The sequence below is a fragment of the Commensalibacter papalotli (ex Servin-Garciduenas et al. 2014) genome (genome assembly GCF_000527695.1).
GTDB classification, from domain to species: Bacteria; Pseudomonadota; Alphaproteobacteria; order Acetobacterales; family Acetobacteraceae; genus Commensalibacter; species Commensalibacter papalotli.
In genome coordinates this window covers 180,160-191,236 of the sequence record NZ_ATSX01000002.1, presented here as the reverse complement: position 1 = coordinate 191,236, position 11,077 = coordinate 180,160, and the positions used below count along the sequence as shown (strand labels likewise).

Below are 11,077 nucleotides of genomic sequence, written 5' to 3'. Positions count from 1 at the left end.
TATTAATAAAAAATCATTTAAAATATTTTTTAAATTGCATTATTTTTATAATTTAATTAGCATTTTAAGAAGATTTTGAAACTATATAAAGGATTGCTAATGTTGTCCTCAAATTCGTCTCTTAAACAAACATTAAGTGGTTTTCATCTGTGGGGAATTGCTGTTGGATTAGTAATTTCAGGGTCTTTTTTTGGATGGAGCTATGGTTGGGCCTCTGCTGGGACATTAGGTTTTTTAATAGTTGTCCTTTTAATTGCATTAATGTATTGCTGCTTTATTTTCAGCTTAACAGAACTTAGTACAGCTATTCCACATGCTGGTGGTCCTTTTGCTTATGCTTTAAGGGCTTTTGGACCCACAATTGGTTTTTTTGCGGGATTTGCCACATTAATTGAATTTGTCTTTGCGCCCCCTGCGATTGCTATGGCAATTGGGGCTTATATCAATGTTCAATTTCCTTTTATTAATACAAAATTAATTGCTTGTACGGCATTTTTGCTCTTTATGGGGTTGAATATTATTGGTGTGCATATTGCAGCAACCTTTGAATTAGTTGTGACATTACTCGCTATTTTCGCGCTGATTCTTTTTATGGTAATCGTTGCACCCACTTTTTCGTGGGAACATTTTGCCAATAACGGATGGGGTGGACAAAATCAATTTCATTTCTCTACGATTGAAGGAATGCTGGCTGCAACCCCTTTTGCAATTTGGTTTTTCCTTGCCATTGAGGGGGCATCTATGGCAGCAGAAGAAGCCAAAGACCCACAACGCACAATTCCAAAAGCACTAGGCGCTGGCATTATTACAGTCACTGTACTTGCTTTATTCATTATGTTGTTTGCAGGCGGTGCAAAAGGCGACTGGCGTTTATTGGCTAATATTAATGATCCCCTGCCACAAGCAATGAAAGCTGTTGTTGGTGGGAAAAGTATATGGTTAACTATGTTGGTTTGGTTGGGGCTTTTTGGATTGATTGCCTCTTTGCACGGGATTATTATGGGTTATTCTCGACAAATCTTTTCTTTGGCAAGAGAGGGTTATTTACCTTCATGTTTAGCAAAAGTAAATAAATACACCCATACGCCTTATCTTGCTATTCTTGCAGGAGGATTTGTTGGTATTGGCGCAATTTTCTCAGACTCGCTTATTATCATTGCCAATCAACCCTTAACAGCAAGTATTATGACCGTAGCTGCATTTGGTGCTTTGTTGATGTATATTATTTCAATGGCATCTTTATTTAAATTACGCCGCAGTGAACCAAACCTCCATCGACCTTTTAAAGCACTCTTATACCCTTTTGCACCACTCTTTGCGATGGTAATGTCTATGTTATGCTTGATTACAATGGCGCTCTATAATCTTGAGCTGGCAGGATGTTTTATTGGATTTATGGGCATAGGATATCTTTATTTTTTAGCTACTCAATCATCCAGAAATAAACTAAATCAATAAAATCCAACACATACTTAGCAACATTCAGCAGGTAAAGATGATGTATAAAACAATTTTAGCCAATCAAACTTGGGTTTTTGAAGATTTAAAAACAGTCATGGCAAAAGCCTCTCCCCTACGATCAGGTGATGTGTTGGCTGGTGTTGCTGCAAGTTGCGATGAAGAGCGTGCTGCTGCAAAAATGGCGCTGGCTGATATTCCGTTAAAAACTTTTCTAGAGGATCAGTTAATCCCTTATGAACAAGATGAAGTCACACGTCTTATCGTGGATAGTCATGACAAAGATAAATTTCAGCCTATAAGTCATTTAACGGTTGGTGATTTTCGTGATTGGATCTTAGATGATACAACCACACCAGAAATGATTACTTCTGCAAGTCTTGCGATTACACCTGAAATGGCAGCAGCGGTCAGTAAATTAATGCGCAATCAAGATCTTATTATTGCAGCAAAAAAATGCCATGTGGTAACAAAATTTCGTAATACTATAGGGTTGCCAGGACATCTGAGCACTCGATTACAACCCAATAGTCCGACTGATAATTTACAAGAAATTGCTGCTGGCATGTTAGATGGATTACTTTATGGCAGTGGTGATGCTGTCATTGGAATTAATCCTGCAAGTGATAGCTTACCGATATTAGGAAAAATTAATCAAATGTTGGATGAGGTCATTCAACGCTTTGAAATTCCTACACAAACATGCGTACTAACTCATGTTACAAATACAATACAACTTATAGAAAAAAATATTCCTGTCGATCTCGTTTTCCAATCAATTGCAGGAACAGAAAAAGCCAATACCAGCTTTGGAATTAATCTTAATATCTTGCAAGAATCTTACGAAGCTGCTCTTTCTTTAAATAGAGGCACAGTTGGAAACAATGTAATGTATTTCGAAACAGGACAAGGAAGCTGTTTATCCGCTGATGCACATCATGGGGTTGACCAACAAACATGTGAAGTCAGAGCTTATGCTGTAGCAAGACATTATCACCCTTTATTAGTGAATACAGTTGTTGGATTTATTGGTCCGGAATATTTATATGATGGTAAACAGATTATCAGAGCAGGTTTAGAGGATCATTTCTGTGGAAAATTGTTAGGTTTACCTTTGGGATGTGATATTTGCTATACAAATCATGCTCAAACAGATCAAGATGATATGGATACATTGCTCACTTTATTAGGGGCTGCCAGTATCCCCTTCATTATCAGTGTTCCTGGCGCCGACGATATTATGTTAAATTATCAAAGTACCTCTTTTCATGATGCCTTATATCTTCGTCGTTTACTAAACCTTAAACATGCGCCTGAATTCGGCAAATGGTTAGAAAAAATGCATATCACCGATAAAATGGGGCAATTACAAGCGACTAACTCTAATCACCCTTTACTAGCAGCTTTACCTACAGGAGAATAAACATGACACTTCCTGATAATTGGTTATTTTTAAAACAATTTACCAAAGCTCGAATTGCATTGGGACGTCATGGGGTCAGTTTACCAACCAAGGAAATTTTAAATTTTTCTCTCTCTCATGCACAGGCAAGAGATGCTGTTCATCAGCCTTTTAATAGCGATAAGATCCAAGGCGAATTACATGCAATGGGTTTATCCACACTTACGGTTCATAGTTGTGTAAAAGATCAAGAGGAATATTTACGACGTCCCGATTTAGGACGAAAATTAAACCAAGAAAGTATTAAAAATCTACAAGAGGCGTATCAAAAACCATTTGATTTAATCATTATCATCGGAGATGGTTTATCTTCCTATGCCGTTGACCGTCAGGCTGTGGGCGTTATTCGTGCATTACTACCTTATTTAGAGAAATTAAATATCCAGTTAGGGCCAATTATTCTTGCCCATCAGGCTAGAGTGGCTCTTGGCGATCAAATAGGTAGTATCTTACATGCAAAATCAATTGCTATGCTTATTGGTGAACGCCCTGGATTATCCTCGGCGGACAGTCTTGGTATTTATATGACGTGGCAGCCAGACAATACACGCAATGACGCAGACCGTAATTGCATTTCAAATGTTCGCCCAGAGGGGTTGAAACATGATCTTGCTGCATTTAAACTTGCATGGTTATTAGAGCAAAGTTTTATCAAGCAAATAAGTGGCGTTCGTTTAAAAGATGAAAGCGATAATACTGCTTTATCCGATACAATTAAACCTCTTTATATTAGCTGAATAAAGCTGTTTATGAAACAATATTAAATGACTATATATCTTTTGAAATCTTCAGAATATAAATTCATTCTTTTATTAATTATAATAATTATTTATAGTTAATTTAATTTTTATTATAACGATGCAAATTTATGATCGCCTTTTTTTTTAAACAGAATTTTATTCAAAATAGTTTAGTTAGTATTTTACGTGCTTATTTAAAATTTGCTTTGAAAACGACACGATGGCAATTTGATATAGCATCAGAGGCTTATCCTTTATTAACTTGTCAACAAGGTGAGCCTGCTTTGGTGGTATTATGGCATGAATATTTAACATTGGGTTCTCGTTTATGGTGGTGGGGATTATCCCAAAATCCCGATTTACAATTTTATGTCTTAATCAGTCGTAATCGTGAAGGGCGTTTAATATCACAACTGATTAATCCTTGGCGTATTCAAACAGTGCAAGGATCATCTAATAAGCGCGGTCAAGATAAAGGGGGTGCAGCTGCGTTTAGAGAGTTATTAAAACATACTAGAGCAGGCCATGTTATAGCTATCACTCCCGATGGTCCAAGAGGCCCTAGGCATCAATGCCATGAAGGTGTTTTAAAACTGGCTTTACTATCAAAAAGAAAAATTGTTCCTATGGGTGCATACTGTCATTCTATTCGATTAAATACATGGGATAAACTGGTTATTCCGTTGCCTTTTGGTAAGGGTAAAATAGTTTGTGGGGAACCTATTGCTGTAACTAAAGATAATTATGATGATTTTGGAAAAAAAATAGTGTCTATGATCGATGATGTTACTCGTAAAGCGCAAGAATAATGTCATTATATTTTAAAAAACGATCTCTTCTTTTATTTTTTTGGAAAATAACTACAACCTTATTATCTCCGTTACTACCTTTATATTTACGCCACCGTTGTAAAAAAGGAAAAGAAATTAAAGAGCGCTTGTCAGAGCGTATGGGGATTGCTTCTTTGCCGCGCAAGCCTGAAAATATAATCCATTTTCATGCGGCCAGCGTAGGGGAAATTATTTCTTTATTTCCGATTATCACAGCAATTTATCATATTGATCATCATCAGAATTTTTTGATTACTACAGGCACATTAACCTCTTATCGTATTGTCCAAAAATATTGCGAAGAACATCCAGAGCTTGGAGCCTATATTCAACATCAATTTGTTCCTTTGGATGTTCCTTATTGGACAGAACGTTTTGTTATTTATTGGCGACCATCTTTGAGTGTGATTGTGGAAAGCGAGTTATGGCCTAATTTTATTGATGCTTTGTATAAACATCATATACCTGTGGTCTTATTAAATGCACGTTTGTCAGATCGTTCTTTCAAACTATGGTATCGTTTTGGCAAGACGGCTTATGCATTACTTTCAAAATTTAAGTGGATTGCTGCACGCTCGCGGCAAGATCAATTAAATTTTGAAAAATTAGGTGTAGAAGCAGATTTTTTAGGGGACATTAAACAAATTGCTCCAGAGTTAGCTTTTGATCGAACAGAGCTTGAACAACTCAAAGTGCATTTTCATAATAAATCATTTTGGTTGGCAGCGTCTACCCACCAAAATGAAGAGGTTTTGATTGTTAAAGCACATCATCAATTACAAAAGAAATATCCTAATTTAATAACAATTATTGTGCCGCGCCATCCAGAACGAGCTAAAGAAATCATAGAGCAAATAGGACCGATGCCTAGGCGCAGTTTGAACCAATTTCCAGATGCGCAAGGCCTATGGTTATGTGATACGCTAGGAGAATTGGGGTTATTTTATCGATTATGCGATATTGTTTTTATAGGCAATAGTTTTGATGTAACGCCTAAAGGTGGTGGGCATAACCCTTATGAACCAGCCAAATTAAATTGTGTCATTGCTTCGGGCAATAAGATTCATAACTTTGTTCAGGCTTATCAATTTTTGGATCAAGCAGTTACGATTATTTCTGATTTAAATTCTTTAGTGGCTTGGGTAGATGATATGCTTTGTAATTCAGATAAACGTAATGCATATGCTGTAAAATCATTATCTTTGATGGGGCAACAAAATGAACAGGCTCAACAAATTGCATTGAGATTATATAATTTAAAGAAGGATGCATCATGAAAGCACCCTTGTTTTGGCAAATAACCCCTCCAACTTTGATGGCAAAAATATTAACGCCTTTTTCTTATATTACTGATTATATAACGCAACAACGTTTATCTAAACCCAGTTATAAGGCTTCAATCCCTGTTATTTGCTGCGGAAATCTAAGCGTTGGTGGCACAGGAAAAACAACAGTTGTATTAGAATTGGGGAAGTATTTTCAACAATTTTATAAAATTGCTTTTTTAATTCGAGGTTATAAACGTAAAAATCAGAATCAGAATCCTGTTTTAGTCAATATTACACAGCATAATGTTGATGATGTAGGGGATGAAGCGTTATTATTAGCACGATTAGCGCCTACTTGGGTTGGGGCTAATCGTGCAGATTCTGCAAAAGCAGCCATTCAAAACGGGGCAGAATTATTAATTATGGATGATGGGTTTCAAAATCCTACCCTTTATCAAGATTTGCCTATTATTATCATTGATGGCGCTGTGGGGTTTGGTAATCAAAAGGCACTGCCGGCAGGGCCTTTACGAGAATTTTTGCATCATGGTCTATCACGCGCCAAGGCCTGTATTTTAATTGGTGAAGACCAAATGGATATAAAAAAATTACTTCCTAAAAAGCTTCCTGTTGTTCATGCATCCTTAGAAATGGATGCTCGAATTATTTGCTATTCTGGAAAATCGGTTATTGCTTTTGCTGGTATTGGACGGCCTGAGAAATTCTTTCGTGCTTTACAACAAAACCAATTATATCTCACGGAGCAAATAGCTTTTCCTGACCATCATTTTTATAGCAATATAGACGTAGAGAAATTACTGTATTTGAAATACAAACATCAAACTTCCTTGGTAACCACACCAAAGGATTACGCTCGTTTGCCAGTATCATTCAAAGAGCATGTTATCCCTTTAGGAGTTCATTTGAGATGGCAGGATCAACGGGCTTTGCCTCACCTTCAGGAGCTTCTGCATTCCACGTTTGCCCAGGGCGCAAAGGGATAAACTGGTCTACTGATAATAAATGATCCCTTAAAACACCATATAAAGTATGCACAGGCTCATAAGCTTCCTCACTGCTTAATTGAAAAGTTCCCCAGTGAATTCCCAGAGCTTGTTTGGCACCACAATCTTGGAAAATATCAACAGCTTCTTTTGGATCATTATGATGGCTTTTTAATAAAGCTCTTGGAGCATAAGCCCCTATATTAATAATGGCGGCATCTAAGGACGGAAAATGTTCTTTGATTTGTTTAAAAATACTGCCATCTCCGTAACTGGTATCCCCTGTGAAATAGGTATTATAATGGGGGGATGATATAACAAATCCTCCCCACAAAGAGCGATTGCGATCATAAAGTCCACGTGCTGACCAGTGATATGCAGGCCATAAAGTGATTTTAAGTTGATGCTTGAACAATTTTTCTTCAAACCAATCCATCGCATGAATAGTCATATTATGAGAAATATGTTTTTTTAAAATCAGATCATTACCCAAGGGAGTATAAAATATTGGATGATATTTTTTATAAAGGCGACGTAAGGTTCGGATGTCCATATGATCATAGTGATTATGTGTGATTAAAACTACGTCAATACGTGGCAAATGAGAAAAGGCAACACCAGGAGGGTTAACTCGTTTTTTACCTACAAAGAATACAGGTCCTATTCTAGGTGACCATACAGGATCAACTAAAATATTAAAGCCCTCAATTTGTAATAAAACGCTGGCATGGCCAATCATGGTAATCTTTAAGCCTGCTTCTTGGGTTTTTGGATCTGATTGCACGACATGAGGTGTTAATCCTGTCCAAGCGTGGGTCATCATATGAATATACCATTTAAACCCATCAAACGCGTTTAAATACTTAATTTTACCGGCTGTAAATAAATTATAAAATACATTTCCATTAAAATGGTCACTAATTGGGCCTTTATAATATTTTTGTGTCATAATATTTCCTTTAAGCCCTCTTGCACTTTTTAAACAAACACTCGTAGAATAGCATATGATCTCATTTATAAAATATAGTCACGATGCCAAATTTTAAACCTAAGAAGATATCCTCTTATTTTCATCAGTTTTTACAATATAACGAATATATATTGGCAAAAGGATGTCTTTCTTTATTACGTGCATTATCTCCACGAACAGCTTCTAATGTTGGTGCTTTTATTTGTCGTGAAATTGGAACCAGATTACCTGTGTCTAAAACAGCTGATACCAATTTGCGTTTAGTTATGCCAGACTTAACATCAACCCAAAGACAGAGGGTGATCAAAGGTGTTTGGGAAAATTTAGGTAGGACAGTGGCAGAATTTCCACATCTTGCAGATTTGAACCATAATACGTCTGTAGGGCCAGGATGGGAAGTTGTGGGTGCAGAATATTTAACAGAGCAATCTAAAAAGACAGGGCCTGTTTTATTCGTTTCTGGACATATTGGGAACTGGGAAATGCTGCCGTTAGGTGTGGCAAAATATGGAACGCCTTTTTCTTCTTTTTTTAGGGCGGCAAGTAATCCATATGTCAATCAGTTGATTTTGCAATTGCGTGACGAAGCAATGGGAGAAAAAATTCCAATGTTCGCCAAAGGATCGAAAGGTGCAAGGCAAGCCCTTAAACATTTATTGCAAGGGCAAAGGTTGGGTGTATTAAGTGATCAAAAAATGAATGATGGTATAGAAGTTCAGTTTTTTGGCAGGCCTGCGATGACCTCTTCTGCAGTAGCCAGCTTAGCATTGAAATTAAAGTGCCCCATTATTCCAGGGTATGTACAACGTTTGGGACCTGCACGATTACGTATTGTTGTTGAGCCACCGATTGATTATTCAGAATTTTCGGAAAATAATTTGGAGAATATTCATCGTTTAACACAGGTGATTAATGATAAATTAGAAGGTTGGATTAAACAAAACCCAGAGCAATGGTTGTGGTTACACAAACGGTGGCCAAAAGAGTTTTATAAATAAAAACGGTATGGGATTATTTATCGTTAATCAGGCCGTGCCTAGCAATATAATATTCGTTATCAGTATTTGTTTTAAATAGCTACTTAGTGAGGCGAGAATAAGTAATAACTTTTTATGGGTATAGATACTGAATTTGCAATATTAATATGTATTTTTTTGGAGAAAAAAGTGTAAAATAGTGAAGAAAAATAGAGAACGGCTTTTTGTGATAAGGGCAAAAATGCTATGTTTAATAAAAGCAATTATTTTATACGATATAAAGGCACTTAATAATGACTGAAGACACACAAAAAGATCCTTATTTTGCAAAGAAATTTGTAGAAGCAAAGCTTATACAAATCGCTAAAGAAGCAGCAGGAGTAGGAATCTCTGCAGATGTGTTTGAAGCTTTGATTATTGCTTTGACAGATGAACTTGATTTTAAAGATATAGTGAAAAATTAAAAGGAACCAGTGCAGTGAGTACAGATCCTTATAAAATACTGGGTGTTGCTAAGACCGCTACTCAAGATGAGATCCGTAAAGCTTATCGAAAGTTAGCCAAGAAACATCATCCAGATTTAAATCCTGGGGATAAAAAAGCCGAAGAGCAATTTAAATTGGTCAGTATGGCGCATGATTTATTGTCTGATGCAGAGAAACGCGCCCGTTTTGATCGTGGTGAAATTGATATTCATGGTCAAGAACAGGGTTTTGCTGGGGGCGGAAGTCGTTACCAGCGCCATGGAGATGGCTCTCAAGGATTTAGATATAGCCAACAAGGTGGACCACAAGGTAATTTCTCTGAAGATGATTTACAAGATATTTTCAGTATGTTTGGTGGTGGTGCAGGCAGAGGGCCTTTTCAACAAGGCGGAAGCGGTGGTTTTCGTGCACAAAAAGGACAGGATCGTCGTTATAATCTAGATGTTGATTTTCTTGATACCGTTAATGGTACAAAGTCACGCATTATTTTACCTGGTGGGGGTGAGCTTGATGTATCTATTCCTGTGGGGATAGAAGATGGCCAAGTTTTAAGATTAAAAGGAAAAGGGGATTCTGGGTTTAATAATGCCCCTGCTGGAGATGCATTAATCACTATTCATGTTCGTCCTCATGAGTACTTTAAACGTGAAGGCAGAAATATTCGTCTTACTTGGCCAATGGATTTAAAAACAGCTGTTCTAGGTGGAAAAATAAATGTTCCTACGCCTAAAGGGGAAGTTGCTTTAAATGTTCCAGCTGGATCTGATACGGGCAGTGTATTAAGGTTGAAGGGGCGTGGTTTACCAGCAAAAGGCAGCCAAGAAGCAGGGGATTTATATGTGTCTTTGCAAGTGAAACTTGGAACAGTTGATCCTGCTCTAGAGGAATTTTTACGTAATACATCTAATAGTGATCAAAAGTAAATAAAGGGAGAAGAGTAGATGATGACGTTTGAAATGTTTTGTCTTAATCTTCCAGAAGTAACATCAGCAGAAATTAAGATCTGGATTGAAAATCAATGGTTAAGACCTCAAGAAAAAGATGGTAATTATTTATTTCAAGAGATTGATGAAGCCAGAGTTCACTTGATTATTGAGCTACGTGATGATTTGGGTATTACAGAGGATGCAATGTCTGTGGTATTAAACCTTCTTGATCAGCTTTATACTACACGTAGACAGATGAAGTATCTATGCGAAGTGATTGCTACGGATCATTACCCAGATACACAGCAAAAACTTCGTCATATGATGACTCAGCAAGTTATCGTTGATTTATAATCCCAATGTAGAGGGGCGATTAAGAGTCATTAAGAGTTCATTTCTGGTTGTTGGATCGTCTCTGAATATTCCCAACATTTTAGACGTGATCATTGAAACACCTGTATTATGAACCCCTCGGGTAGTCATACATTGATGACTACCTTCAATAATAACGGCAACCCCTTTAGGTTCTAGAACTTCTTGGATCACATTGGCAATTTCAGAGGTCATACGTTCTTGGATTTGTAAACGTTTGGCAAAAATTTCTACAACTCGAGCAAGCTTTGAAATACCTACCACACGTGAGTGCGGAAAATAAGCAATATGCGCTGTACCGATAATAGGCACCATATGATGCTCACAATGGCTTTCAAAACGAATGTCTCTTAATAAAACTGTTTCTTTATACCCACCAACTTCGTCAAAGGTGCGTGACAAGACTTCTCTGGGATCTTCTTTATATCCAGAAAAGAACTCGTCATAAGAATTAACCACACGGGCAGGGGTGTCTAATAATCCTTCTCTTTCCGGATTATCTCCAGCCCAGCGAATTAATGTGCGAATAGCCTCTTCTGCATCTTGGCGGGTTGGGGCAGAATTATTTTTTGAGTTCATATTGCT

General features: G+C 37.1%; 12 protein-coding genes. 10 read left to right on the top strand and 2 right to left on the bottom strand.

Features of this window, described 5'->3' with window-relative positions:
* The first annotated feature begins 99 nt into the window (after positions 1–99).
* From eat to lpxK, 6 genes are all read left to right on the top strand, one after another.
* Complete coding sequence (eat, locus tag COMX_RS07910) at positions 100–1,458, top strand: ethanolamine permease (RefSeq protein ID WP_034339676.1); 1,359 nt, start codon at positions 100–102, stop codon at positions 1,456–1,458.
* A 37-nt stretch (positions 1,459–1,495) separates the two neighbouring features.
* The gene (locus COMX_RS07905) at positions 1,496–2,881 is read left to right on the top strand and encodes an ethanolamine ammonia-lyase subunit EutB (RefSeq protein WP_235176836.1); all 1,386 of its coding nucleotides are present in this window, start codon (positions 1,496–1,498) and stop codon (positions 2,879–2,881) included.
* 2 nt (positions 2,882–2,883) lie between these two features.
* Positions 2,884–3,657: an ethanolamine ammonia-lyase subunit EutC gene (gene eutC, locus COMX_RS07900; protein WP_034339670.1), complete on the top strand. Its 774-nt coding sequence runs from the start codon at positions 2,884–2,886 to the stop codon at positions 3,655–3,657.
* 131 nt (positions 3,658–3,788) lie between these two features.
* On the top strand, positions 3,789–4,469 hold the full coding sequence (locus COMX_RS10745) for a lysophospholipid acyltransferase family protein (RefSeq protein WP_051462024.1): 681 nt from the start codon (positions 3,789–3,791) through the stop codon (positions 4,467–4,469).
* Positions 4,469–5,767, top strand: a complete 1,299-nt coding sequence (locus COMX_RS10740; protein WP_051462023.1) for a 3-deoxy-D-manno-octulosonic acid transferase — start codon at positions 4,469–4,471, stop codon at positions 5,765–5,767. Before COMX_RS10745 ends, COMX_RS10740 begins: the two co-directional genes overlap by 1 nt.
* The gene (gene lpxK, locus COMX_RS10910) at positions 5,764–6,762 is read left to right on the top strand and encodes a tetraacyldisaccharide 4'-kinase (protein ID WP_084051569.1); all 999 of its coding nucleotides are present in this window, start codon (positions 5,764–5,766) and stop codon (positions 6,760–6,762) included. Before COMX_RS10740 ends, lpxK begins: the two co-directional genes overlap by 4 nt.
* Here the strand turns inward: lpxK and COMX_RS07890 are convergent.
* Positions 6,662–7,711: an MBL fold metallo-hydrolase gene (locus tag COMX_RS07890; RefSeq protein WP_051462022.1), complete on the bottom strand. Its 1,050-nt coding sequence runs from the start codon at positions 7,709–7,711 to the stop codon at positions 6,662–6,664. The two genes, lpxK and COMX_RS07890, sit on opposite strands and share 101 nt — an antisense overlap.
* An 83-nt stretch (positions 7,712–7,794) precedes the next feature.
* On the opposite strand from COMX_RS07890, the gene COMX_RS07885 reads away from it, so the two are divergent.
* The 4 genes from COMX_RS07885 to COMX_RS07875 all read left to right on the top strand — a co-directional run bounded on the left by COMX_RS07885 (position 7,795) and on the right by COMX_RS07875 (position 10,474).
* Positions 7,795–8,730, top strand: a complete 936-nt coding sequence (locus tag COMX_RS07885) for a lysophospholipid acyltransferase family protein (RefSeq protein WP_051462021.1) — start codon at positions 7,795–7,797, stop codon at positions 8,728–8,730.
* Between the two features lie 272 nt (positions 8,731–9,002).
* Positions 9,003–9,173, top strand: a complete 171-nt coding sequence (locus COMX_RS11120; protein ID WP_161631860.1) for a hypothetical protein — start codon at positions 9,003–9,005, stop codon at positions 9,171–9,173.
* 14 nt (positions 9,174–9,187) lie between these two features.
* Complete coding sequence (locus COMX_RS07880) at positions 9,188–10,117, top strand: DnaJ C-terminal domain-containing protein (RefSeq protein ID WP_034339667.1); 930 nt, start codon at positions 9,188–9,190, stop codon at positions 10,115–10,117.
* Positions 10,118–10,135: 18 nt separating this feature from the next.
* The gene (locus COMX_RS07875; RefSeq protein ID WP_034339664.1) at positions 10,136–10,474 is read left to right on the top strand and encodes a chaperone modulator CbpM; all 339 of its coding nucleotides are present in this window, start codon (positions 10,136–10,138) and stop codon (positions 10,472–10,474) included.
* On the opposite strand, the gene folE is transcribed toward COMX_RS07875, so the two are convergent.
* On the bottom strand, positions 10,469–11,071 hold the full coding sequence (gene folE, locus COMX_RS07870) for a GTP cyclohydrolase I FolE (RefSeq protein ID WP_034339661.1): 603 nt from the start codon (positions 11,069–11,071) through the stop codon (positions 10,469–10,471). The two genes, COMX_RS07875 and folE, sit on opposite strands and share 6 nt — an antisense overlap.
* Positions 11,072–11,077: the final 6 nt, after the last annotated feature.